This is a genomic window from Listeria booriae, from assembly GCF_000766865.1.
In the GTDB taxonomy this organism is placed as follows: domain Bacteria; phylum Bacillota; class Bacilli; order Lactobacillales; family Listeriaceae; genus Listeria_A; species Listeria_A booriae.
The window spans coordinates 148,927-171,858 of sequence record NZ_JNFA01000030.1 but is presented as its reverse complement, the minus strand read 5'-3'; the positions used below and the strand labels follow the sequence as shown (position 1 = coordinate 171,858).

General features: G+C 44.6%; 27 protein-coding genes, 1 rRNA gene and 1 other annotated feature. Of the genes, 26 read left to right on the top strand and 2 right to left on the bottom strand.

Annotated elements, in window-relative coordinates; genetic code table 11:
- The first annotated feature begins 161 nt into the window (after positions 1-161).
- From rrf to EP57_RS15475, 6 genes are all read left to right on the top strand, one after another.
- Positions 162-277 (top strand): 5S ribosomal RNA (gene rrf / locus EP57_RS15500).
- Between the two features lie 144 nt (positions 278-421).
- Positions 422-880, top strand: a complete 459-nt coding sequence (locus tag EP57_RS15495) for a CtsR family transcriptional regulator (RefSeq protein WP_036088181.1) — start codon at positions 422-424, stop codon at positions 878-880.
- Positions 881-890: 10 nt separating this feature from the next.
- The gene (locus EP57_RS15490; RefSeq protein WP_036088180.1) at positions 891-1,400 is read left to right on the top strand and encodes a UvrB/UvrC motif-containing protein; all 510 of its coding nucleotides are present in this window, start codon (positions 891-893) and stop codon (positions 1,398-1,400) included.
- On the top strand, positions 1,390-2,421 hold the full coding sequence (locus EP57_RS15485) for a protein arginine kinase (protein WP_036088178.1): 1,032 nt from the start codon (positions 1,390-1,392) through the stop codon (positions 2,419-2,421). The genes EP57_RS15490 and EP57_RS15485 overlap by 11 nt, the downstream gene beginning before the upstream one ends.
- A 26-nt stretch (positions 2,422-2,447) precedes the next feature.
- Positions 2,448-4,961, top strand: coding sequence for an ATP-dependent Clp protease ATP-binding subunit (locus EP57_RS15480; protein WP_052167719.1), 2,514 nt, complete (start codon positions 2,448-2,450; stop codon positions 4,959-4,961).
- A gap of 125 nt (positions 4,962-5,086) precedes the next feature.
- Positions 5,087-6,085, top strand: a complete 999-nt coding sequence (locus tag EP57_RS15475; protein WP_036088176.1) for an aldo/keto reductase — start codon at positions 5,087-5,089, stop codon at positions 6,083-6,085.
- 218 nt (positions 6,086-6,303) lie between these two features.
- On the opposite strand, the gene EP57_RS15470 is transcribed toward EP57_RS15475, so the two are convergent.
- Both EP57_RS15470 and EP57_RS15465 read right to left on the bottom strand, forming a co-directional pair.
- On the bottom strand, positions 6,304-6,630 hold the full coding sequence (locus tag EP57_RS15470) for a carboxymuconolactone decarboxylase family protein (protein ID WP_036088175.1): 327 nt from the start codon (positions 6,628-6,630) through the stop codon (positions 6,304-6,306).
- Positions 6,620-7,030: a tautomerase family protein gene (locus tag EP57_RS15465; protein ID WP_036088174.1), complete on the bottom strand. Its 411-nt coding sequence runs from the start codon at positions 7,028-7,030 to the stop codon at positions 6,620-6,622. The genes EP57_RS15470 and EP57_RS15465 overlap by 11 nt, the downstream gene beginning before the upstream one ends.
- A 100-nt stretch (positions 7,031-7,130) precedes the next feature.
- Between EP57_RS15465 and EP57_RS15460 the strand changes: the two genes are divergently transcribed.
- The 20 genes from EP57_RS15460 to rplJ all read left to right on the top strand — a co-directional run bounded on the left by EP57_RS15460 (position 7,131) and on the right by rplJ (position 22,929).
- Positions 7,131-8,030, top strand: a complete 900-nt coding sequence (locus EP57_RS15460; RefSeq protein ID WP_036088172.1) for a LysR family transcriptional regulator — start codon at positions 7,131-7,133, stop codon at positions 8,028-8,030.
- Positions 8,031-8,111: 81 nt separating this feature from the next.
- Complete coding sequence (gene radA, locus EP57_RS15455; RefSeq protein WP_036088171.1) at positions 8,112-9,485, top strand: DNA repair protein RadA; 1,374 nt, start codon at positions 8,112-8,114, stop codon at positions 9,483-9,485.
- Between the two features lie 115 nt (positions 9,486-9,600).
- Positions 9,601-10,674: a PIN/TRAM domain-containing protein gene (locus EP57_RS15450; protein ID WP_036088170.1), complete on the top strand. Its 1,074-nt coding sequence runs from the start codon at positions 9,601-9,603 to the stop codon at positions 10,672-10,674.
- Positions 10,675-10,699: 25 nt separating this feature from the next.
- On the top strand, positions 10,700-11,395 hold the full coding sequence (gene ispD, locus EP57_RS15445; protein ID WP_036088169.1) for a 2-C-methyl-D-erythritol 4-phosphate cytidylyltransferase: 696 nt from the start codon (positions 10,700-10,702) through the stop codon (positions 11,393-11,395).
- A complete protein-coding gene (ispF, locus tag EP57_RS15440) occupies positions 11,392-11,865 on the top strand; it encodes a 2-C-methyl-D-erythritol 2,4-cyclodiphosphate synthase (RefSeq protein ID WP_036088167.1) in 474 nt (157 codons plus the stop codon). The genes ispD and ispF overlap by 4 nt, the downstream gene beginning before the upstream one ends.
- A 16-nt stretch (positions 11,866-11,881) precedes the next feature.
- Positions 11,882-13,354, top strand: a complete 1,473-nt coding sequence (gene gltX / locus EP57_RS15435; RefSeq protein ID WP_036088165.1) for a glutamate--tRNA ligase — start codon at positions 11,882-11,884, stop codon at positions 13,352-13,354.
- Between the two features lie 89 nt (positions 13,355-13,443).
- Positions 13,444-13,923: a GNAT family N-acetyltransferase gene (locus tag EP57_RS15430; RefSeq protein WP_077916881.1), complete on the top strand. Its 480-nt coding sequence runs from the start codon at positions 13,444-13,446 to the stop codon at positions 13,921-13,923.
- A 528-nt stretch (positions 13,924-14,451) separates the two neighbouring features.
- Entirely contained in the window at positions 14,452-15,084 is a 633-nt protein-coding gene (gene epsC, locus EP57_RS15425; RefSeq protein ID WP_036088163.1) for a serine O-acetyltransferase EpsC, read from the top strand.
- The gene (cysS, locus tag EP57_RS15420) at positions 15,081-16,499 is read left to right on the top strand and encodes a cysteine--tRNA ligase (protein WP_036088162.1); all 1,419 of its coding nucleotides are present in this window, start codon (positions 15,081-15,083) and stop codon (positions 16,497-16,499) included. The genes epsC and cysS overlap by 4 nt, the downstream gene beginning before the upstream one ends.
- A gap of 2 nt (positions 16,500-16,501) precedes the next feature.
- Positions 16,502-16,900, top strand: a complete 399-nt coding sequence (locus EP57_RS15415) for a Mini-ribonuclease 3 (protein WP_036088160.1) — start codon at positions 16,502-16,504, stop codon at positions 16,898-16,900.
- A 16-nt stretch (positions 16,901-16,916) separates the two neighbouring features.
- Positions 16,917-17,666, top strand: a complete 750-nt coding sequence (gene rlmB / locus EP57_RS15410) for a 23S rRNA (guanosine(2251)-2'-O)-methyltransferase RlmB (RefSeq protein ID WP_036088159.1) — start codon at positions 16,917-16,919, stop codon at positions 17,664-17,666.
- Positions 17,667-17,668: 2 nt separating this feature from the next.
- Positions 17,669-18,181, top strand: a complete 513-nt coding sequence (locus EP57_RS15405; protein ID WP_036088157.1) for an NYN domain-containing protein — start codon at positions 17,669-17,671, stop codon at positions 18,179-18,181.
- A gap of 87 nt (positions 18,182-18,268) precedes the next feature.
- Entirely contained in the window at positions 18,269-18,889 is a 621-nt protein-coding gene (locus tag EP57_RS15400; RefSeq protein ID WP_077916885.1) for an RNA polymerase factor sigma-70, read from the top strand.
- A 157-nt stretch (positions 18,890-19,046) separates the two neighbouring features.
- Positions 19,047-19,196, top strand: a complete 150-nt coding sequence (rpmG, locus tag EP57_RS16750; protein ID WP_077912854.1) for a 50S ribosomal protein L33 — start codon at positions 19,047-19,049, stop codon at positions 19,194-19,196.
- 19 nt (positions 19,197-19,215) lie between these two features.
- The gene (gene secE / locus EP57_RS15395; RefSeq protein ID WP_036088156.1) at positions 19,216-19,395 is read left to right on the top strand and encodes a preprotein translocase subunit SecE; all 180 of its coding nucleotides are present in this window, start codon (positions 19,216-19,218) and stop codon (positions 19,393-19,395) included.
- Between the two features lie 167 nt (positions 19,396-19,562).
- Positions 19,563-20,096 carry a transcription termination/antitermination protein NusG gene (gene nusG, locus EP57_RS15390; RefSeq protein ID WP_036088155.1) on the top strand — a complete coding sequence of 178 codons (534 nt, stop codon included), beginning with the start codon at positions 19,563-19,565 and terminating at the stop codon, positions 20,094-20,096.
- Positions 20,097-20,271: 175 nt separating this feature from the next.
- A complete protein-coding gene (locus EP57_RS15385) occupies positions 20,272-20,751 on the top strand; it encodes an Imm63 family immunity protein (RefSeq protein ID WP_036088154.1) in 480 nt (159 codons plus the stop codon).
- Positions 20,752-20,883: 132 nt separating this feature from the next.
- The gene (gene rplK / locus EP57_RS15380; RefSeq protein WP_036071367.1) at positions 20,884-21,309 is read left to right on the top strand and encodes a 50S ribosomal protein L11; all 426 of its coding nucleotides are present in this window, start codon (positions 20,884-20,886) and stop codon (positions 21,307-21,309) included.
- 180 nt (positions 21,310-21,489) lie between these two features.
- Positions 21,490-22,179, top strand: coding sequence for a 50S ribosomal protein L1 (rplA, locus tag EP57_RS15375; RefSeq protein WP_036088152.1), 690 nt, complete (start codon positions 21,490-21,492; stop codon positions 22,177-22,179).
- Between the two features lie 61 nt (positions 22,180-22,240).
- Positions 22,241-22,382, top strand: a sequence feature (ribosomal protein L10 leader region).
- A 46-nt stretch (positions 22,383-22,428) separates the two neighbouring features.
- Positions 22,429-22,929, top strand: coding sequence for a 50S ribosomal protein L10 (gene rplJ, locus EP57_RS15370; protein WP_036088151.1), 501 nt, complete (start codon positions 22,429-22,431; stop codon positions 22,927-22,929).
- The last annotated feature ends 3 nt before the right edge of the window (positions 22,930-22,932 follow it).

Genomic DNA, 22,932 nt, shown 5'->3' with positions numbered 1-22,932 from the left:
AGGTAGATAGGTTTGGAGTGGAAGTATGGTGACATATGGAGCGGACAAATACTAATCGATCGAGGACTTAACCAATACATGATTTTTCGGTGAAACACAAACGTTAGCGATACACTTTCTTATCTAGTTTTGAGAGAACAGCGTTCTTTCGAATCACATTGTCTGGTGATGATGGCGAAGAGGTCACACCCGTTCCCATCCCGAACACGGAAGTTAAGCTTTTCAGCGCCGATGGTAGTAGGGGGCTTCCCCCTGTGAGAGTAGGTCGTCGCCGGGCAGTGTACATATTTTTAGGATTGCCAAGCATTTATGTTTGGTTTTTTGTTTATTTAGGGCTAATTCTTTGCAATTGGGCTCTTTTTTTTAGTATAATTAAAGTCAAAAATAGTCAAAGTCAGTGTGATGAGAGGAGTGGATCCTTGTGAAGAATATATCGGATATTATTGAGGCTTATTTGAAGCAGGTCTTGGAGGCTAGTGAGGCTGTGGAAATTAAGCGGAGTGAGATGGCGGACCAGTTTCAGTGTGTGCCGTCGCAGATAAATTATGTTATTAATACGCGGTTTACGATGGAACGTGGGTATTTGGTTGAGAGTAAGCGCGGCGGTGGTGGCTATATCAGGATTATTAAGGTGAAGATGAATGATAAGTTGCAGTTGTTGGACGCGATTATTGTGATGGTGCATGAGAAGAAGGTGTCGCAGAATTTTGCGGAGGATGTGTTGTTGCGGTTATTGGAGGAGGAGGTTGTTTCGAAACGGGAGGCTAGGTTGATGCTGGCTGCGATGGATCGGAATGTGATTGCTTTGCCTTTACCGGAGCGAGATATTATGCGTAGTCGGATACTTGAGGCGATGCTTGAGGCGTTGAAATACGAGTAGGAGGCGTTTTATGATTTGTCAGAGTTGTGGGGAACATGAAGCGAATATTGAAATTAGACATGAGTTTAATGGTGAGACGTTCTCGGTGTTTCTGTGCAAGAATTGTGCGGAGAAGCAGAGCATGGCTTATATGCAGGAGCAAATCGCAGAGGCTAGTGTGGACTTCTTGAGTTTATTGCAGAAGGCTTCGGAAGAGGATAGCGAGATGCTGGAATGTACGTACTGCGGGATGTCTTTGCAGGCGGTACTGGATTCTTCTCGGTTGGGCTGTGAGCATTGTTATGAGCAGTTTGCGCAGAAGGTGAATGTGATGGTGGAACGGGCTCAGAATGGGAACAAGGGCCATATTGGGAAGGTTCCGATAAGTCAGAGGGGTGCGCTTGCTGAGCAGGAGCAGATTCGTGTTTTGCAGGAAAGATTGGAACATTTAATTGCGGATGAGGCTTTTGAGGAAGCTGCGATTGTGCGGGATCAGATTAAAGCTTTGAAAGAGGATGGAGCTGGTTTGGATGGGATCTGAAAATTTATTTAAACCGGTGCTCAGTTCTTGGTTGGAGCAGGATGGGCCGCAGAGTGATGTTGTGATTAGTTCGCGTGTGAGGCTAGCTCGGAATTTCAAGGACTGGAATTTTTCTGGTGCTGGGGTGGAGTTGTTTGCTCGGGTTCGGGAAGAGCTCGGTACGCGTGATGGTTTCTCTTTTTTAGCGATGGGGGATTTGTCGGTTTTGGAGCGCGGGATGTTGGTTGAGAGGCATTTGATTAGTCCGGAGATGATGCGGCGGCAGGATTTTGGGGCTGTGATGGTTAGTGATGATGAGCGGGCTAGTGTGATGTTTAATGAGGAGGATCATATTCGGATTCAGTGTATGGCGCCGGGATTGCAGTTGGAGCAGGTTTTGAATGAGGCGTTTGTGCTGGATGATGAGTTGGAGATAAATATGCCGTATGCTTTTGATAAGCGTTTGGGGTATTTGACGACGTGTGTGACGAATGTTGGGACGGGACTCAGAGCTTCGGTGATGGTCCATTTGCCTGGGTTAGTTGCAACAAAAAAATTACAAAAAACGGTAGAAGCGATTAGAAGGTACGGTTTTGTGGTAAGAGGAATGTATGGAGAGGGAAGTCGGCCTGCGAGCAATATTTTCCAAATTTCGAATCAGGTGACATTAGGGAAGACAGAGCTTGAGATTGTGCAGGATTTGTCGGATGTGATGGAACAGGTGATTATGCAGGAACGGGTTTGCCGAACCAAGTTGAAACAGACATTTCATATTGCGATGGAAGATCGAATTTTTCGGGCGTATGGGGTGTTGAAACATAGCCGGATTTTGGCGCAGAAAGAAGCCGCGGACGCTATTTCTGATTTGCGATTAGGGATACAGATGGGATACGTTGAGCATATACCTAGTCAAAAGGTCAATGAACTGATATTATTTTCGCAACCAGCTTTTTTGCGAAGATTTGCGCAGCGGGATATGAATGAATTAGAAGAAAAAGTGATTCGGGCTGCGGCTATCCGAGAAATTTTGGATACATACTAGCTTCGAAAATTAGAGGAGGAACTGCCATGATGTTTGGAAGATTTACGCAAAGAGCTCAGAAGGTACTGGCTTTGTCACAGGAAGAAGCAATGAGATTGAAACATAGTAACTTAGGTACGGAACATATTTTGTTAGGACTGGTTCGTGAGGGTGAAGGTATTGCTGCGAAGGCATTATATGAGCTTGGAATTAGTTCTGATAAGGTTCAAAAGGAAGTAGAGAGTTTGATCGGTGAGGGTGAGACGGCTGTTCAAACGATTCAATATACGCCGCGTGCGAAAAAGGTCATTGAGTTGTCGATGGATGAGGCGCGGAAGCTTGGTCATACGTATGTTGGGACGGAGCACATTTTGTTAGGATTGATTCGTGAGGGTGAGGGAATCGCAGCGCGCGTTCTTGGAAACCTTGGCGTTAGTTTAAATAAAGCGCGTCAGCAAGTATTGCAATTGCTTGGTGGCGGGGACGGTGGGACTTCGGGCCGTTCGACGAATACGCAAGCGACGCCGACTTTGGATAGCTTGGCTCGTGATTTGACGGTGATTGCGCGGGAAGAGAATTTGGACCCTGTGATTGGGCGTTCGAAAGAGATTCAACGTGTGATTGAGGTTCTGAGCCGCCGGACGAAAAATAATCCGGTACTTATCGGTGAGCCTGGTGTTGGTAAAACGGCGATTGCAGAAGGTTTGGCGCAACAGATTGTTCGTAATGAAGTGCCAGAAACGTTGCGCGGAAAACGTGTGATGACGCTGGATATGGGGACGGTTGTTGCTGGTACGAAATATCGCGGTGAGTTTGAAGATCGCTTGAAAAAAGTGATGGACGAGATTCGCCAAGCGGGCAATGTTATTTTGTTCATTGATGAGTTGCATACGTTGATTGGTGCTGGCGGTGCGGAAGGTGCGATTGATGCGTCGAATATTTTGAAACCATCGCTTGCTCGTGGTGAGTTGCAATGTATTGGTGCGACAACGCTAGATGAATACCGCAAGTACATTGAAAAGGACGCGGCGCTTGAAAGACGTTTCCAACCGATTCGTGTTGAGGAGCCAACTGTGGATGAGTCGATTCAAATTTTGCGTGGGCTTCGGGATCGGTATGAGGCGCATCATCGTGTGGCTATTACGGATGCTGCGCTTGAGGCTGCGGTGACGTTGTCGGATCGTTATATTTCGGATCGTTTCTTGCCGGATAAGGCGATTGATGTGATTGATGAGGCTGGTTCAAAGGTTCGCTTGAAGGCTTATACGACGCCTGCGAATGTGAAGGAAATGGAATCGAACTTGGCTGAGCTGAAAAAAGAGAAGGATGCGGCGGTTCAAGGTCAGGAATTTGAAAAGGCTGCGTCATTGCGTGATAAGGAGCAAAAACTTCGTCGGGAACTTGCGGAGAAGAAGAAAGATTGGCAAGCGAAACAAGGTCAGGATAATAGTGAAGTGACAGAAGACGTTGTGGCGGAGGTCGTGGCGAGTTGGACGGGTATTCCGGTGACGAAATTGGCGGAAACAGAGACGGACAAATTGCTTAATATGGAGGAATTAATTCATAAACGGGTAATTGGCCAGGCGGAAGCGGTTAAAGCCGTGTCGCTAGCTGTGAGACGTGCTCGTGCGGGTCTTAAGGATCCGAAACGCCCAATTGGTTCTTTCATTTTCCTAGGCCCGACTGGTGTTGGTAAAACGGAATTGGCGCGTGCGGTTGCGGAATCGATGTTTGGTGACGAGGAAGCAATGATTCGGATTGATATGTCAGAGTACATGGAGAAATTCTCGACGGCGCGTTTGGTTGGGGCTCCTCCAGGATATGTTGGTTATGAAGAAGGCGGCCAGTTGACTGAAAAAGTTCGCCAAAAACCTTACTCGGTTATTCTTTTAGATGAAATTGAGAAGGCGCATCCGGATGTGTTTAATATGTTGCTACAAGTTCTTGATGATGGGCGTTTGACGGATTCTAAAGGTCGTGTTGTTGATTTCCGAAATACGATTATCATTATGACTTCGAATATTGGAGCGCAGGAACTGAAAGATGATAAATCGGTTGGTTTCAATGTTTCGGATATGACGAAGGATCACAAAGCGATGCAACATAGTATGCTTCAAGCGCTGAAAAAAGCGTTCCGTCCGGAGTTTATTAACCGGATTGATGAATCGATTGTTTTCCACTCGTTGGATGAGAAGGAATTGAAACAAATCGTGACGTTGTTAACTGGTCAGTTGACGAAGCGTTTGGGTGAGCGTAACATTCACGTGAGCTTGACGGAAAGCGCGAAAGCAAAAATTGCTAAGGATGGTTATGATCCTGAATACGGTGCGCGTCCATTGAAACGGGCAATCCAGAAAAATATTGAGGATCGGTTATCTGAGGAGTTGCTTCGCGGAACAGTGAAAGTTGGCGATACGGTCGTTATCGGAACGAAAGCTGGCGAATTGACGGTTCAAGTGAAGGAAAAGAAAGCTCCAGCTGCGAAGAAAAAAGTAACAACGACGAAAGCAAAGGCAAAACCGAAAGCAAAGCCGAAAACGAAAGCGGCAGAAAAAGAATAAAATAGCAGGACATCCTATGGGTCGGATTTTGTGACGGCGTATAGGATGTTCTTTTTGCTTGCGTTGGAGTGAGCTCTAAGAGATACAATGGAGATGTTAGATAGATGAAGTGAGGAGGAATTGGGATGGAATACGTTAAATTTGGCAATACTGGTATGGATGTGTCGCGGATTTGTTTAGGTGCGATGGGCTTTGGTGATGTGGAAAAGTGGACGCATAAATGGGTTTTGGATGAGGAGAATAGTCGCCCAGTTATTAAAAAGGCGCTGGATTTAGGAATTAATTTTTTTGATACGGCGAATATTTATTCGATGGGTGAAAGTGAGAAAATTCTTGGACGGGCGTTGAATGATTATGCGAATCGTGATGATATCGTGCTTGCGACGAAGGTTCACCAGATTATGCGACCTGGTCAGCCAAATGGTGGCGGTTTGTCACGGAAGGCGATTTTGAGTGAGATTGATCATAGTTTGGAACGATTGGGAACGGATTATGTAGATTTGTATATTATTCATCGTTGGGATTATGATACGCCGATTGAGGAGACGATGGAGGCGCTACATGATGTTGTGAAATCTGGAAAAGCGCGGTATATTGGGGCTAGTGCGATGTATGCGTGGCAATTCCAGAAGGCGCAACGGGTGGCTGAGCGCAATGGTTGGACAAAATTTGTGTCGATGCAAAATCATTACAATATGATTTATCGGGAGGAAGAACGTGAAATGATTCCGTTTTGTCGGGATGAAAAGATTGCTGTGACGCCGTATAGTCCGCTTGCTTCGGGGCGTTTGACGCGGGATTGGTCGGAAACGAGTTTTCGTTCGGAGACGGATCAGGTGCAACATTCGAAATATGACGGGATGATGGATGCGGATCGGGGAATTGTGGAACGGTTAGCTGAGGTGGCTGTAAATCATGGTGTGACGCGTGATAAGATTGCGCTTGCGTGGTTATTGCAAAAAAGCCAAGTTACGGCGCCGATTGTTGGTGCGCAGAAGGAGAGCCATTTGGTGAGTGCTGTTGGCGCGCTTGATGTGAAACTTGAGCAGTCAGAGGTGGCGTATTTGGAAGAGCTGTATATTCCGCACCCACCGGTTGGCTTGATTCCAGATCCTAATAATTAATTTTGAGGAGGAGAGGCCGGGACAAATCCAAGATAAAGCAAAACCGCTAAGCCATTTACTTTGGGTAGGATGAAAAATATTGCTATACACAAATCGAGCGAAAGCGTTTGTATTCAGGGAGTTTGGTGGAAGCCGGAAGCGGAGCATACTTGTGTATGTGAGAACCGGAAGTCCGCCAAACTCCCTGAATGCGAGCGCTTGTCGCCGATTTATTTGGGTTATGTCCCAGACTCTTCTTTTTTTATGATGTCTAGTGCGGAGGCTGCGCGAGGCCATCCAACGTAGAATGCTAAATGTGTGATGGTCTCGATGATTTCTTCGTTTGAAAGCCCGTTTTCGTGAGCTAAATTTAAGTGATATGGAAGTTGATTAAGATGTTCTGCGGTGATTAGGGCGCTTATTGTAATGAGGCTGCGGTCTCGAAGTGATAAGTTTTCTCTACGCCAGACATCGCCGAACAGAACTTTCTCTGTGTATTCGACAAATGTGGGAGCTAGGTCGTCATAATTTTCTTTGGCAGTGGATAGGATTGGTCTATTTTTCAATGGGAATGCCTCCTTCTAATGCTTGGGCGAGGCCGTTTCCGAATGACCAGTTTTCGCGTTCTGTTTCAACAAGCAGGATAAATATATCTTCCGTTTGTATGCCGCAATGGGTTGATAATGAGGTGGAGAGCTCTTTGTAAAACCGAAGCTTTTTGGCTTTAGAACGACCGGGTGCTAGTGTTACATAGATGTATAATAATTTATTGGAGCGTTTGCTATTTAGGAAATAAGATTCGTCATAGAAAAATTCGTGTGCCTCATGGCTTTGAAAAACTTGAAAGTAATCTTTGATTGGGACATCGAATTCATTGATTAGGGTTTGCTGAATGGTTTTACTAATTTTGTTTAAATTTTTGTTATGGTGGGCTTCTTTCATATATTCTATTCGTACAAATGGCATTTTAAACGCCTCCTTTGATTTTAGTTTACATGACCTATCTTTATTTGTATAATTGAATTATTTTAACATCATTATCGATTTTTGGGATGGAGATGGTTTTATGGATTTGAAGGAGTTAATTACTTTTAGAACGATAGTGGAGGAAGGGACGTTTTCTAAAGCTGCGGAGAAGTTGCATTATTCTCAGTCGACGGTGACTAATCAGATACAAAGATTGGAAAAAGAGTTGGGGATTGTTTTGTTTAAACGTGGTTGGAATTCGGAATTGACGGAATCGGGGAGGATATATGCGAATGAAGTAAATATGTTGATCAATCATTGGAATTTAGTTCTTGAAAAGGCTGCGGATCTGAAGGAAGAGGAGATTGGGATGTTGCGTATTGGCGTTATTGAATCGCTATCGGATTTAGTTCTTGCTAATACAATGAAGCGGTTTAATGCTCGTAAGCCACATGTTAGTTGTCATATTACGGTGGGGAATACGGATATGCTTTCTAGGTTATTATTAGATGAGGAAGCGCTTGATTTTGCGATTTCGGGGGAGCCTGAGGATTTAGCGGGGCTACATCATGAACATCTTTATAGTGAGTCGATACAGTTTATTGTAAATCAAGAGCATGAGTTGGCTAGGAAAACGGATTGGGGTATTAAAGATTTAATTTCATACACGCTGGTTACGGGTGGTCCTAATTGTTTATATAGATTGCAATTGGAAAGGGAGTTTGCGAAGCGCGAGATGACGCCGTTCTTTCATTCTATAAGCCAAATTTCAGCAATACCGGCCATTATTTCGGAGACGGATTTTGTGGGGGTTGTTTTGTCATCGACTGCGATACCTGATGGTGTTGTGAGAATTTCGATACCGTTAGAAAATCAATTATTGTCGATTGGTGTATTAAGACGGAGAAATCGCGACTTTTTATCGGGGGTTAAACAGCTGTTTTTAGATTGCTTGAAAGAGGAATTAGGCGTTATAAAACAGGAACAAGGGTTAAAATAGAATTTTAGAGTTGGGCGATTTTTGTTGGGGAAAGTGTGGTAGAATAGGGACAGATATGAAAAATTGGAAGGTGATTTGAGAATGGCGAAGGCGAAGCGTAGTGTGAAATTCATGTGTCAGGAATGTGGTTATGAATCACCGAAATGGATGGGGAAATGCCCGAATTGTGGGGCTTGGAATCAGATGGTAGAGATGTTGGAGCCTACGAAGAAGGGGCGTTCGACGTTTACGCATACGGGTGAAGCGGCTGCGGCTGTTCCGATTACGAAAATAACGAGTGAGAATGAGCCGCGATTTGAGACGCAGATGCCTGAGCTTAATCGGGTGCTTGGTGGTGGTGTTGTTCAGGGCTCGATGGTGCTTGTTGGTGGTGATCCGGGAATCGGGAAGTCGACGCTGTTACTGCAGGTTTCGGCGCAATTGACGACAACTGGGAAGCGAGTGCTTTATATTTCTGGTGAGGAGTCGGTGAAACAGACGAAGTTGCGGGCGGAACGGTTGCTTGTGACGGGGGACAATTTGTATGTGTACGCGGAGACGAATCTGGAGGCGATTCAGCAGACGATTCAGCATGTGAAGCCGGATTTCGTGATTATTGATTCGATTCAGACGGTCTATCATCCGGATGTGACGAGTGCGGCGGGAAGTGTGTCGCAGGTTCGGGAGTGTACGGCGGAATTGATGCGGATTGCGAAGGGTGGCAATATTGCTGTGTTTATCGTTGGTCACGTGACGAAGGAAGGCGCGATTGCGGGTCCTCGTTTGTTGGAACATATGGTGGACACGGTGCTTTATTTTGAGGGTGAGAGACATCACGCGTACCGCATTTTGCGGGCTGTGAAAAACCGGTTTGGCTCGACGAACGAGATTGGTATTTTTGAGATGCGGGATGTTGGGCTTGTGGAAGTCGCGAATCCGTCGGAAGTATTCTTGGAGGAACGGCTGGACGGGGCTTCGGGCTCGACGGTTGTTGTTTCTATGGAAGGAACGCGACCAATTTTGGTGGAAATTCAGGCGCTGATTTCGCCGACGATGTTTGGGAATGCGAAACGGATGGCCACCGGGATGGATCACAATAAGGTGTCGCTAATTATGGCGGTTCTGGAGAAACGGGTTGGCTTGTTGTTGCAAAATCAGGATGCTTATTTGAAGGCGGCTGGTGGTGTGAAACTGGATGAGCCGGCGATTGATTTGGCTGTGGCGGTGAGCATTGCGTCCAGTTATAATGATAAGCCTACGAAAAGTACGGATTGTTTCATCGGCGAGATTGGCTTGACGGGTGAGATACGACGGGTATCGCGGATTGAGCAGCGTGTGCAAGAGGCTGCAAAATTAGGTTTTAAACGCATCTTTATTCCGGCGAACAATCAAGGGGAATGGAAACTTCCAAAGGACGTTGAGCTTGTTGGAGTTGCCACACTTGGCGAGGCGCTGAGCAAGGCATTACCGAAATGATACGGGTGACGGGGCTGTTATTTTGCGATACAGTCTCGTTTTAATTGCGATACGGGCTTTCCTTAGTGTAGAATGAAGAGGTGAGACTAGAAATGAAGCGAAAGGAGGAGAACTAATGCTGAGATGGGTAATTAGAATTTGTTTTATGATTATTGGCGGTACGATTGGTGTGTTCACGTTGCCTGAACTTTGGGAAACGCTTGGTGTTCACGATATTTTTGTCATTAATAATCCTTATACAGACGCCTTGGTTGGTGCACTTATATTTTATCTTTTTACTTTTTGGGCGGTGAAGTATGTGGTTGCCGCTTTGAACTGGTTAGAAAACGGGCTTACGAAAACTTCTAATACAGTGATTATTTACGGTGGTCTGGGGCTTATGATTGGTTTAGTCATTGCTTTTTTTGCGGGAAATGCGCTGAATCAGACGAAAATTCCGATTTTGAATTCGGTTGTGCCTGTTATTTTGACATTGGTGCTTGGTTATCTGGGCTTCCGAGTTGGGATTAGTCGACGTAATGAATGGGGCAACTTATTTGCGGCGCGTGGTGCGAAGAAGAAGACTCCTGAGGAAGTGAAGGAAGAGGCTACGGCGGCGCGCGAATACAAGATTTTAGATACGAGCGTTATTATTGATGGCCGGATTGCGGATATTTTAACAACTGGTTTTCTTGATGGGACGATTGTGATTCCGATGTTTGTATTGGCGGAGTTGCAACATATTGCAGATTCGTCGGATACGTTGAAGCGGACGCGTGGTCGTCGGGGGTTGGATATTTTGAACCGACTGCAAAAAGAGGACAAGATTAAAGTAGAAATGTACGAAGGCGATTTCGAGGACATTGCGGAAGTGGACAGCAAGCTTGTGAAATTGGCAAAAGTAATGCAAGGTAAAGTCGTAACGAATGACTATAATTTGAACAAAGTTTGTGAATTCCAAAACGTGGCAGTGCTGAATATTAATGATTTGGCGAATGCTGTGAAGCCTGTCGTATTGCCAGGTGAGAAGATGACGGTTCTTGTTGTCAAAGATGGTAAGGAGCATAATCAAGGTGTGGCTTATTTGGATGACGGTACGATGATTGTCGTTGAGGATGGACGCAAGTTTATTAATGATACGATTCAAGTGGAAGTAACGAGTGTCTTGCAAACTTCTGCAGGACGTATGATTTTTGCAAAACCGGCTTAATTTGGCTTTTTAGGAGAAATGTTTGATGAAATATGAATTGATTCTTTTGGCGGCTGGTCAGGGGAAGCGAATGCAGTTAGGGCAGAATAAAATGTGGCTGGAGCTTTCGGGCAATGTTTTGTTTATCCATACGATTCGTACGTTCTTGGAAGATGCGGCTTGTTGTCGGATTGTCGTTGTGGCGCAAGAGGATGAGCTGGATTATGTGCGTGATATGCTTGCAGAACTGCATGTGCAAAAAGAGGTTTTGATTGTGGCGGGAGGCTCGGAGCGGCAGTATAGTGTTGCGAAGGGACTTGCTGCGTGTGGTCAAAAAGCGGATTTTGTCATGGTGCATGACGGTGCACGACCTTTTGTGGATCAGGTGATGATTGATCGTTTGCTTGCGGATGTGGCGGTTCATGGCGCGACGATTTGTGGTGTACCAGTGAAGGACACGATGAAGCGGGTGCGTGACGGCGTGATTGAGGAGACGATTGATCGCTCGGTTTTATGGCAAGTGCAGACGCCGCAGGTTTTTCGAACGGAAATTTTGCAGCGGGCGCATGAGATTGCGAAACAGGCGAAGTTTTTAGGGACGGATGAGGCGAGTCTGGTGGAACGAATGGGCGTCGCGGTTCATATGGTCGAAGGTAGCTATAACAATATTAAAGTGACGACACCAGAGGATATTGCTTTTGCGGAAGCGATTTTGCAGGAGAAATGGAGGAATCGGGTATGATTCGAGTGGGGCAAGGCTATGATGTGCACCAGCTAGTGGAGGGCCGCAAGCTGATTATTGGTGGGATTGAGATTCCATATGAGAAAGGTTTGCTAGGTCATAGTGATGCGGATGTGCTGCTTCATACGGTGACGGATGCGGTGATTGGCGCAGTTGGTAAGCGTGATATTGGGCATTTCTTCCCAGATACGGATATGGCTTATAAGGACGCGGATTCGGCGGAACTTTTGACGAAGGTTTGGTCGGAGATTGAGGCAGAGGGCTATAAGCTAGGCAATATTGATTGCACGATTATTGCGGAGAAGCCGAAGATGGCGCCATATGTGGATGCGATGAAAGCGCGTATCGCGGAATTATTGCACGCGACGCCAGAGCAGGTGAATGTCAAAGCAACGACATCGGAAAAATTAGGATTTACAGGACGCGGCGAAGGAATTGCTAGTCTTGCGGTTGTACTTTTAGAAAAATGAAGGAGTAGTGATAAAAATGAGTGAAGCAAAGAGAGTGCGTGTGCGTTATGCGCCAAGTCCAACGGGGCATTTGCATATTGGGAATGCGCGTACGGCGTTGTTTAATTATTTGTTTGCAAGACATAATGATGGCGATTTTGTGATTCGTATTGAGGATACGGACCAAAAGCGGAACATCGAAAATGGTGAGTCGAGCCAGTTAGAGAATTTGGCGTGGCTTGGCATGGATTGGGATGAAGGCGTGGACAAGGGCGGTAATTATGGCCCGTATCGTCAAAGTGAGCGTCAACATCTGTATGATCCGCTAATTGAGCAGATCGTGTCAGAAGGCAAGGCGTACAAGTGTTACTGTACGGAGGAAGAGCTGGAAGCAGAACGTGAAGAGCAAAAAGCGAATAGCATGATGCCGCGTTATAGTGGGAAATGTCGTCATTTGACGGCGGAACAACGCGCGCAGAAGGAAGCACAAGGCTTGAAACCGAGCATTCGCTATGCGGTACAACCAGGCAAGACGTATACGTTTAACGATATGGTCAAAGGCGATGTGTCTTTTGAATCAGATGGTATTGGTGATTTTGTTATCGTGAAAAAAGACGGGATTCCGACGTATAATTTTGCGGTGGCGATTGATGATCATTTAATGGAAATGACGCATGTGTTGCGTGGGGATGATCATATTTCGAATACGCCAAAACAACTGATGATTTATGAAGCGTATGGTTGGGAGCCGCCAACGTTTGGTCATATGACGCTAATCGTGAACGAAAGCAAACGTAAATTGAGTAAACGTGATGAGTCGATTATTCAATTTATCGAGCAGTATAAAGATTTAGGTTATTTGCCAAATGCGTTGTTTAATTTTATCGCCATGCTTGGTTGGTCTCCGGAGGGCGAAGATGAGATTTTCTCTAAGGAAGAGTTTATTAAAATCTTTGATCCGAAGCGTTTATCGAAGTCGCCGGCGTTGTTTGATACGCATAAATTGACTTGGGTGAACAACCAATATGTGAAGCAATTAGATTTGGAGCAAGTTGTGAACTTATGCTTGCCGCACTTAGTTAAAGCAGGTCTTGTGTCAGCAACGGCTGATGCGGATGAGTTGGCTTGGGTGCACAAACTCGTATCGCTTTACCATGAACAAATGAGTTTTGGCGCGGAAATCGTGGAACTTTCAGCAATGTTCTTCACGGATGATGTAGAATTTGATGAAGAAGAAAAAGAAGTGCTTGCTGGCGAACAAGTGCCAGAAGTTTTGGCGGCGTTTAAAGAAGAAATGGCTACCATTGAACCATTTGCGGCGGATGAAGTGAAGGCTGCGATTAAACGTGTGCAAAAAGCCACTGGCGCAAAAGGAAAAGGCTTATTCATGCCGATTCGTGTTGCTGTTACTGGTGAAATGCACGGTCCTGAATTACCACAATCAATCGAAGTACTAGGTCGTGAAAAAGTGGTAAACCGTTTGGAAAACCGACTCAATGAAGCGAAATAATAATTTTGGAGAACGTATCTGTTTTTTGCAGGTATGTTCTTTTTTAGTGTATAATAATGGCGAATTATAGATATTTAGGGGGAATTAGGATGGCAGAATTACAGTTTAGATTTGCAGCGGAGGGCGATGTTCCGTTAGTATTGCGATTTATTAAGGAATTGGCGGAGTATGAAGGGATGTTGGACCAAGTTGTGGCGACGGAAGAGGCGTTGCACGAGTGGTTGTTTGAGAAGGAGAAAGCGGAAGTTTTGATTGGTGAGTATGATGGTGAATCGGTTGGATTCGCGTTATTTTTTCATAATTTTTCAACTTTTCTGGGGCGTTCGGGGATTTATTTGGAGGATTTATATGTGCAACCGAATGTGCGTGGGAAGGGATTCGGGAAGGCATTTTTGAAGCGGTTGGCGGAGATTGCGGTGGAGCGTGGATGTGGCCGGTTGGAGTGGTGGTGCTTGGATTGGAATAAGCCGAGTATTGACTTTTATTTGAAGATGGGCGCGGAGGCGATGGAGGATTGGACGGTGTATCGGATTGCTGGGGAAACGCTAACGAAATTGGCGAATGAATAAGAAGAGATTTTTGGTGACGGTGGAAGTGGTCTGTGGTACAATGAGACTTAATAAGCGAAAATGTTGATGAGAAGAAGTAGGAAATATGACGGCTAAACAGAGAGTGCCACCAAGGCTGGGAGTGGCTTAGCGCAGGCGTATTCTGAAATGCATCTCGGAATCTTTGTGGGAAATCATAGTATCGCAAAGCGGCGACTGACCGTTATTCAGATGAGATAAGTTTAGTGAACGAGTCCCTAACGCGAAACAACGTCAAAGGTCTTTTTGAAAGAGAGGATCTCAAAACGGTGTTTGTACGCAAATCGAGCGAAAGCGTTTGTATTCCGTCTATTTTCTAGAAGCCGGAAGCGGAGCATACTTAGGTATGTGAGCACCGGAAGTCTAGGAAATAGACGGAATGCGAACGCTTGCCGCCGATTATTAGATTTGGAACTCCAAACTGTACTTGAATCAGAGTGGAACCGCGTGACGCCTCTGTTGAGGGGTCTTTTTTGCGTTTTAATTCAGAGTAGATAAGGAGGGATTACAATGGCTAGTCGCATGAAAGAGGATATGAAAATGGTGATGGTGAATGATCCAGCGGCGCGTGGTTATGTGGACGCGTTTCTGAATTATCCGGGTCTCCATGCGATATGGTGGCATCGGTTTGCGAACTTTTTTTATAGGCATCGGATGGTGGTGTTTTCGAAATGGTTGTCGCAGGTGGCACGGTTTTTGACGAATGTGGAGATTCATCCGGGGGCCACGATTGGACGGCGTTTGTTTATCGATCATGGGGCTGGAATTGTAATCGGGGAGACGGCGGAGATTGGTGATGATGTCGTGCTCTTTCATGGGGTGACGCTTGGTGGGACGGGAAAACATCAAGGGAAACGCCATCCTACTGTGGGAAACCGGGCGCTGATTTCTGCGGGTGCTAAGATTCTTGGACCGATAAATATTGGCGAGGACGCAAAAGTTGGTGCGGGCGCTGTGGTCATAAAAGATGTGCCACTTGGTGCGACGGTGGTCGGGGTTCCTGCAAAAGTTGTGCGGCTAAATGGTCGCGTGACGCAACATACGGAACCGCAAGTGGCAGAGATGAAACGGCGGATACTGGAAATTGAAAAACAATTAGAGGAATTAAAAAATCGGACGGAAAAAGGAGAAGAGGAACAATGACTTTACAAATTTTTAATACATTGTCTCGTGAAAAAGAGGTTTTTACGCCACTTGAAGATGGGAAGGTCAAAATGTATGTTTGTGGGCCAACTGTTTACAACTATATTCATATTGGGAATGCGCGACCGATTATTGTTTTTGATACGGTGCGTCGTTATTTGACTTATCGTGGTTTTGATGTGAATTTTGTTTCGAATTTTACGGATGTGGATGATAAGTTGATTCGTGCGGCGCATGAGTTGGAATTGACGGTGCCTGAGGTTGCGGAACGCTTTATTGGGGCTTATTTTGACGATGTGCATCAGTTGAATGTGCGCGATGCCAATGTTCATCCTCGGGTGACGCAGGACATGGATGATATTATTGCGTTTATAAAAGCATTGATTGAAAAGGGCTACGCGTATGAGTCGGCGGGCGATGTGTATTTCCGTACGAAGGAATTTAAGGACTATGGCAAATTGTCGCAGCAACCGTTGGCGGAATTGCAGCACGGGATTCGTGTGGAGGCCAATGATCGAAAAGAGGATCAGCTTGATTTCACTTTATGGAAAGCGGCGAAACCGGGTGAGATTTCTTGGGAAAGTCCTTGGGGAGCTGGGCGTCCAGGCTGGCATATTGAATGCTCGGCGATGGCTCGTAAGTATTTGGGAGACACGATTGATATTCATGCTGGTGGGCAAGATTTGATTTTTCCGCATCATGAGGATGAAATCGCGCAGTCGGAGGCTTTGACTGGTAAAACTTTTGCGAAGTATTGGATGCATAATGGTTATATGAATATTGATGGCGAGAAAATGTCGAAATCACTAGGGAATTTCATTACGCTTCATGAGGTTTTGGAGCAGCATAACGCGAATGTGGTGCGGTTCTTCATGTTATCTGTGCATTATCGTCGCCCGATTTCTTATAGTGAGGCGTTATTGCAAGATGCGGAAAATGGCTTGGATCGCTTGCGGACGGCATATCAAAATGTGGATCATCGTTTGCAGGTCGCAGAAGAGGATTATACAGGTACGCCGGAAGAGGATGATTGGTTAGAGCAATTAACGGAGCTGAAAACACAATTCGAAGATGAAATGGATGATGATTTCAATACGGCGAATGCGATTTCGGTCTTCTATGAACTGGCAAAACGGGCAAACATTTACTTAACGAATGAGCAGATTTCGATTACGGTTTTGCGTGAGTTTTTAGGGATGATGACGTTGTTTGCGGATGTTCTTGGCTTTAAGTTGGCCGTGGAAGCGAGTGAAAGCGGGCTGAGTGACGAGGATATTGAGGCGCTGATTGAAGAGCGGATTCAGGCGCGCAACGAACGAAATTTTGCAAGATCGGATGAAATTCGTGATATGTTGAAGGAAAAACAAATTATTTTGGAAGATACAGCTCAAGGTACGCGCTGGAAAAGAGGTTAAAGATGGCGACTGTGAAGGACTACAAACAGCTAAACGGCTTGGCTTTGGCGTACATGGGCGACTCGGTGTATGAACGCCACATTCGCGAACTACTTTTAGCAGAAGGCAAAACAAAGCCGAACCACCTGCACAAAACGGCGACGCAATACGTGTCTGCGAAGGCGCAAGCTTATATTTTACAAGCGATGTATGCGCAGGAATTTTTGACAGAAGAAGAGGACCGGATCGCAAAACGAGGACGAAATGCCAAATCCAATAGCGTCCCGAAAAATACGGATTTGCAAACATACAGTTTATCATCAGCATTTGAAGCGGTGATTGGCTATTTATATTTGGGCGGCGAAACAGCGCGGCTTACGGAATGGCTTAATTTAGCTACGGAGATTATTAAAGCGAAATAAGGAGGCAAAAAACAAGATGGAGCAAGATCAAGAGTGGATTGCAGGTCGAAATCCTGTCAGTGAAGTATTAAAATCAGAACGCGACATTCATAAAATTCTCATTGCGGAAGGCTCGCAAAAAGGAAGTATGCAACAAATCATCGGCGCAGCGAAAGAACGCAAAATTCAAGTGCAAATCGTGCCGAAATCAAAAATTGACAAAATCGTAAGCGGCTCACATCAAGGTGTTGCGGCACAAGTGGCGGCTTATCAATACGCAGAACTAGACGATCTTTTTGCGAAAGCGGAAGAACGTGAAGAAATGCCGTTTTTCATTATTTTAGATGAGCTGGAAGATCCGCATAATTTGGGATCGATTATGCGTACGGCAGATGCGGTTGGGGCGCACGGTATTATTATTCCGAAACGTCGTTCAGTTGGCTTGACGCAGACGGTTGCGAAGGCTTCAACAGGCGCGATTGAACATATTCCAGTGGCGCGCGTAACGAATATTAGCCGTACAATGGAAGATTTGCAGAAGCGGGGATTATGGATTTTTGGTACGGATGCAAGTGGGAGCAGTGACTACCGGACGATGGATGCGAACATGCCGCTTGCGCTTGTTATTGGCAGTGAAGGCTTTGGGATGAGCCGCCTCGTTCGTGAAAAATGCGATTTTCTTGTACATTTACCAATGCGTGGCGCAGTAACATCACTAAATGCGTCAGTAGCAGCGAGTGTATTAATGTATGAGATTTATCGAAAACGCCTGCCGTTAGGTGAATAAAGATGAATCGGGTTTTGCTAGTCGATGGCTATAATGTAATCGGGGCATGGCCAGAACTAGCGCGCTTAAAAGCAAAGGATTTGGAAACGGCGCGAAACCAGTTGGTAGAATGGATGGCTGAATATCAAAGCTATACCGGTTACCGCGTGGTTGTCGTGTTCGACGCACAATACGTCCGTGCCAAAGAGCGCAAATACAAGAAAAACAAAGTCGAAATCGTGTTCACAAAAGAGGACGAAACCGCAGACGAATACATTGAACAAAAGGCCATCGAATACAAAAATGTCAAAACACAAGTCATGGTGGCGACGAGTGATTATACGGAACAATGGGCGATATTTGGCCAAGGCGCATTGCGGATTTCAGCGCGGGAGTTAGTTTTTGAAATTAAGGAAATGACCCATCAAATCACCCGCAAAGTAAAGGAAATCCAGGAAAAACAGCCTAAAACAGGTCTAAATATCGATTTTGAGACAATTCAAGCCCTAGAAAAGCTACGAAGAGGCCGAAAATAGTCATTGACGAAGGCGTTAAAACCCTTGTATAATGGGATTCACAGAGGAAATACGAAGCTTGACGAAGGAGGCTTTTTGACGGTTCCATTGAAAACAAATGACAGTAAAGAAGCAGAAATGAAAATGTTGCAACTTGCCAGATCAGGCGATACCACGGCCATTGAACATTTTTTCAAGTCATATCAGTCTATCATTTATTGGAAAGCCACACAGTATTTTTTACAAGGAGCCGAGCGGGACGATCTCATTCAAGAAGGCATGATTGGGTTGTTCAAGGCGATTCGTGATTTTAAAGAGGATCGGGAAGCATCTTTCCGGTCGTTTGCTGAGATTTGTATTAACCGCCAGATTTTGTCCGCAGTGAAGCGGTCGATGCGCCAGAAGAATTACGCGTTGAACCATTCTGTTTCCATTGATACGCCCGTTGACGAAAGCGATACGATTGACTGGACATTGCTCGACGTGATTTCCGAGAAGGAAGCGATGACGCCAGAGGATTTCTTGATTCAGAATGAGAAGTTAGCAGGAGTCGCGCATAAGCTTGAAGAAGTAACGAGTGAGTTCGAGCGAGAAGTCTTATATCAGTACTTAGAAGGCAAGAGCTATCAAGAAATGGCCCAACACTTCGGAAAGAAAGAAAAAGCGATTGACAATGCGATTCAGCGGGTAAAGAAAAAGATGATGAAGCAAGTGGACGATTCACTATAAAGATTTTCAAACATAGAAGTGCCGCGGGTTGCTAGGTGTAAAATACTTTTCACTCTTGACTCAATTCAGCATTTAATGGTATATTATTATGGATGTAAAGTGTTGAATGGGGATTTTGACACTAAAAACATAGAAATAAGCGGAGTTGATTGTGATTATGAAGAAGAAGACGTCACTTGCATGTTCAGAATGCGGATCACGAAACTATTCCGTCGGTGTCGGTGGCACAGCGCGAACTGAACGGCTCGAAGTGAAGAAATTTTGCAGACACTGTAATAAGCATACACTTCATCGCGAAACAAAATAGTGAATTTGGAGGTTATAACATGTCAGCAATTTCAAAGTTTTTCCGTAACGTAAAGTCTGAAATGAGCAAAGTTACATGGCCAACTGGAAAAGAACTTAGAACATATACAATTACAGTTATCATTGCCGTAGCTTGTATGGCTGTGTTCTTTATGGTTGTCGACTTTTTAATCGAGATGCTTATTCAGTTCATCCTTTAAGACTAGGCTTTTTTGATAAAGAATGCTATAATACAATTATTGAGATAGAACCCGAGGCGTTTTCGGGTTTTTTATTTTGGAACAGTACCTATTAAAGGAATTATAGAGGTTTTATTATATACATTTAGAAGGAGGATGACCCCAATTGGTGGCGGTCAAACAAGAGCATGGAAAAGAATTGGTATGTTGTGCACACGTATTCTGGTTATGAAAACAAAGTTAAAGCAAACCTTGAGAAACGTGTAGAATCCATGGGAATGTCAGATAAGATTTTCCGCGTGATGGTTCCTGAAGAAGAAGAAACAGAAGTAAAGAATGGTAAAACAAAAACACTGAAACGCAAAGTTTTCCCAGGTTATGTACTTGTCGAAATCATTATGACAGATGATTCTTGGTACGTGGTTCGTAATACGCCGGGTGTTACTGGATTCGTCGGTTCTGCTGGAGCGGGTTCTAAACCAACTGCCTTGCTACCAGAAGAAGCAGATCGCATTCTGAAGAGTATGGGTATGAACGAACGCCGTCAAGAAGCTGATTTCGAGCTTGGCGAAACAGTAATGGTCAAAGAAGGGCCGTTTGCTGAGTTCTCAGGTAAAGTAGAAGAAATCGATAACGACAAAGCAAAAGCCAAAGTTATGGTTAACATGTTTGGGCGCGAAACACCAGTTGAGGTTGATTTCGACCAAATCGAAAGACTGTAAGGCTATGAGTTTAGGACTATCAGCAGCTATAGCCGCGGCATTGATTGCCATCCTAGGCATTATCGTATTGATTATGTGCGGCTCAATCATATGGAAAGCAACTAAAAAATAAGAATAAAAAGACTTGGATAAATACGTCCAGGTCTTTTCTCGCACTATGAAGGAGGTTTTGCAGATGGCAGACGAGTACGCGAAATCCATTTACCTACAACTAAAAAGCATCGCATCACTTTACGACATCGACTTTCATTTATATTTAAAAAGTTCCGGCGGATTCGGCGAACTTTGCATGGATTGGAATGAGGCGGACGGCTATCTTCTGTATGGCGATGAGCGCGGCGAACGAGTGAGTCTTTTCAAAACAGAGGATTTCGATACTTTCAAATATGAAGTTTTTCTCCATCTCGCATTCCGCATGGGGCTCGCATACGAACTGAAACAACGCGATCTCACTTATATCCGCAAAAACGATGACGATCTCCAGGGCGACACACGAAAAGTAGCTTTTGAAGAAACAGTTCGCCTTTTAAAGCAAATGAATCCAGATTGGGCGCGCCAAGCCGCGTATCATTACGCCGAATATCTCAACATGTGGCGAACCAACAAGAACGTCACGTACAATTTTGCGACAGGTAGGTTTGAGGCTACAGAATAACCTCAAAAAAATCTTGCAATCAGGGCGTGTTAGTGGTATCCTATATGAGGTACAATTTTTGTGCTTTTTAACGTGGGAGGGGAAATGATTAACCCCATTAAACCACATCACGGACTTAAGGAGGTGTGTCTCGTGGCTAAAAAAGTAATCAAAGAGGTTAAATTGCAAATTCCAGCAGGTAAAGCTAATCCAGCTCCACCAGTTGGTCCAGCACTAGGTCAAGCGGGCGTAAACATTATGGGATTCTGTAAGGAGTTCAATGCGCGCACAAGCGATCAAGCTGGTCTAATTATTCCTGTTGTGATTTCTGTGTATGAAGATCGTTCTTTCACATTCATCACTAAAACTCCGCCAGCAGCAGTTTTGCTTAAAAAAGCAGCTAAAGTTGAAAAAGGATCAGGTGAACCAAACCGTAATAAGGTTGCGGTTGTGAAACGTGCTCAAGTACAAGAAATCGCTGAATTAAAAATGCCGGATCTAAACGCTGCAAATGTTGAATCTGCAATGCGTATGGTTGAAGGTACTGCGCGTAGCATGGGTATTACAATCGAAGACTAATACCAATCATGTCTTTAATGCGTATCAGGAATAAGAAAAAGAACCACTGAACGAAGCGGGTCAAACCGTTTATCATATTTTTTGAATAAAACGTTCATCTTTTCTTATTTCAAATCAGACAATGTTCTGGTTTACGTGGGAGGAAATTCCGATATAACCACAGAATAGGAGGAAAAAAGAATGGCTAAGAAAGGTAAAAAGTATCAAGATGCTGTAAAGCTAATCGATGCTGACAAAGCTTATTCGGTTGAAGAAGCTGTAGAACTTGCTAAAAAAGCAGACTTCGCTAAATTCGATGCAACTGTAGAAGTAGCATTTCGTTTAGGCGTTGACCCTAAAAAAGCAGATCAACAAATCCGCGGCGCTGTTGTACTTCCAAATGGTACAGGTAAAACACAACGCGTATTAGTATTTGCAAAAGGCGAGAAAGCAAAAGAAGCTGAGGCTGCTGGCGCTGATTTCGTTGGAGAAGCAGATTTCGTTGAGAAGATCAACCAAGGTTGGTTCGATTTTGACGTTATCGTAGCAACACCTGATATGATGGGTGAAGTTGGTAAATTAGGTCGTGTCCTAGGACCAAAAGGCTTAATGCCAAACCCTAAAACAGGAACAGTAACAATGGACGTGACAAAAGCAGTGAACGAAATCAAAGCTGGTAAAGTAGAATACCGCGTTGACAAGTCTGGTAATGTCCACACTGCAATTGGTAAAGTTTCATTCGATACTGACAAGCTAATTGAGAACTTCCGTACAATTAACGACGTTCTTCAAAAAGCAAAACCTGCTGCTGCAAAAGGAACTTATGTAAAAAACGTAACTGTTACAACTACATTCGGACCTGGCGTAAAAGTAGATCCATCTTCATTCTAAGTTTATCTTAGAAATGAGCTTGACGACGTTGTTCTATTTTGATAGAATAGCATAGTTGAAACAAAACAGAATATCCTAACCGTAGACAGCTGGCGCGTCCTATGTACGCTTAATATTCGCCCGCCGAGGATTTTTGGCAAGTGACTTTGTGTCCTTGCGTGAACCCCTCACGTCTACGGTGTGAGGGGTTTCTTATATGCTTTGAGTCATTATTGACTTAAACAATCATGATGGAGGTGGAAAACAAAGATGAGTAAAATTTTAGAATTAAAACAAGGCGCTGTAAATGAAATTACTACGAAATTTAAAGACAGTGCTTCAACAGTAATCGTTGACTATCGCGGTTTAAACGTTGCTGAAATTACCGAATTACGTAAACAATTACGTGAAGCTGGTATTGATTTTAAAGTATACAAAAACTCGCTAATGCGTCGCGCTGCTGAAGCTGCTGGACTAGAAGGCTTGAACGAAGTATTGACAGGCCCTAGCGCTATCGCTTTCAGTAACGAAGACGTTGTTGCTCCTGCAAAAATCATTAACGATTTCGCAAAAGCACACGAAGCATTAGAAATCAAAGCTGGTATCATCGAAGGTAAAGTATCTTCTGTTGAAGATGTTAAAGCTCTTGCTTCTCTACCATCACGCGAAGGCTTGCTATCTATGCTGCTTAGCGTACTTCAAGCTCCAGTTCGTAACTTGGCACTTGCTACAAAAGCTGTTGCAACCCAAAAAGAAGAACAAGGCGCGTAAGTT

What these genes read in the sequence shown, in the direction of transcription:
- EP57_RS15490 (WP_036088180.1), top strand. Translation starts at nt 891, where the DNA reads ATGATTTGTCAGAGTTGTGGGGAACATGAAGCGAATATTGAAATTAGA.
- EP57_RS15485 (WP_036088178.1), top strand. Translation starts at nt 1,390, where the DNA reads ATGGGATCTGAAAATTTATTTAAACCGGTGCTCAGTTCTTGGTTGGAG.
- EP57_RS15480 (WP_052167719.1), top strand. Translation starts at nt 2,448, where the DNA reads ATGATGTTTGGAAGATTTACGCAAAGAGCTCAGAAGGTACTGGCTTTG.
- EP57_RS15475 (WP_036088176.1), top strand. Translation starts at nt 5,087, where the DNA reads ATGGAATACGTTAAATTTGGCAATACTGGTATGGATGTGTCGCGGATT.
- EP57_RS15465 (WP_036088174.1), bottom strand. Translation starts at nt 7,030, where the DNA reads ATGCCATTTGTACGAATAGAATATATGAAAGAAGCCCACCATAACAAA.
- EP57_RS15460 (WP_036088172.1), top strand. Translation starts at nt 7,131, where the DNA reads ATGGATTTGAAGGAGTTAATTACTTTTAGAACGATAGTGGAGGAAGGG.
- radA (WP_036088171.1), top strand. Translation starts at nt 8,112, where the DNA reads ATGGCGAAGGCGAAGCGTAGTGTGAAATTCATGTGTCAGGAATGTGGT.
- EP57_RS15450 (WP_036088170.1), top strand. Translation starts at nt 9,601, where the DNA reads ATGCTGAGATGGGTAATTAGAATTTGTTTTATGATTATTGGCGGTACG.
- ispD (WP_036088169.1), top strand. Translation starts at nt 10,700, where the DNA reads ATGAAATATGAATTGATTCTTTTGGCGGCTGGTCAGGGGAAGCGAATG.
- ispF (WP_036088167.1), top strand. Translation starts at nt 11,392, where the DNA reads ATGATTCGAGTGGGGCAAGGCTATGATGTGCACCAGCTAGTGGAGGGC.
- gltX (WP_036088165.1), top strand. Translation starts at nt 11,882, where the DNA reads ATGAGTGAAGCAAAGAGAGTGCGTGTGCGTTATGCGCCAAGTCCAACG.
- EP57_RS15430 (WP_077916881.1), top strand. Translation starts at nt 13,444, where the DNA reads ATGGCAGAATTACAGTTTAGATTTGCAGCGGAGGGCGATGTTCCGTTA.
- epsC (WP_036088163.1), top strand. Translation starts at nt 14,452, where the DNA reads ATGGCTAGTCGCATGAAAGAGGATATGAAAATGGTGATGGTGAATGAT.
- cysS (WP_036088162.1), top strand. Translation starts at nt 15,081, where the DNA reads ATGACTTTACAAATTTTTAATACATTGTCTCGTGAAAAAGAGGTTTTT.
- EP57_RS15415 (WP_036088160.1), top strand. Translation starts at nt 16,502, where the DNA reads ATGGCGACTGTGAAGGACTACAAACAGCTAAACGGCTTGGCTTTGGCG.
- rlmB (WP_036088159.1), top strand. Translation starts at nt 16,917, where the DNA reads ATGGAGCAAGATCAAGAGTGGATTGCAGGTCGAAATCCTGTCAGTGAA.
- EP57_RS15405 (WP_036088157.1), top strand. Translation starts at nt 17,669, where the DNA reads ATGAATCGGGTTTTGCTAGTCGATGGCTATAATGTAATCGGGGCATGG.
- rpmG (WP_077912854.1), top strand. Translation starts at nt 19,047, where the DNA reads ATGAAGAAGAAGACGTCACTTGCATGTTCAGAATGCGGATCACGAAAC.
- secE (WP_036088156.1), top strand. Translation starts at nt 19,216, where the DNA reads ATGTCAGCAATTTCAAAGTTTTTCCGTAACGTAAAGTCTGAAATGAGC.
- nusG (WP_036088155.1), top strand. Translation starts at nt 19,563, where the DNA reads ATGGAAAAGAATTGGTATGTTGTGCACACGTATTCTGGTTATGAAAAC.
- EP57_RS15385 (WP_036088154.1), top strand. Translation starts at nt 20,272, where the DNA reads ATGGCAGACGAGTACGCGAAATCCATTTACCTACAACTAAAAAGCATC.
- rplA (WP_036088152.1), top strand. Translation starts at nt 21,490, where the DNA reads ATGGCTAAGAAAGGTAAAAAGTATCAAGATGCTGTAAAGCTAATCGAT.
- rplJ (WP_036088151.1), top strand. Translation starts at nt 22,429, where the DNA reads ATGAGTAAAATTTTAGAATTAAAACAAGGCGCTGTAAATGAAATTACT.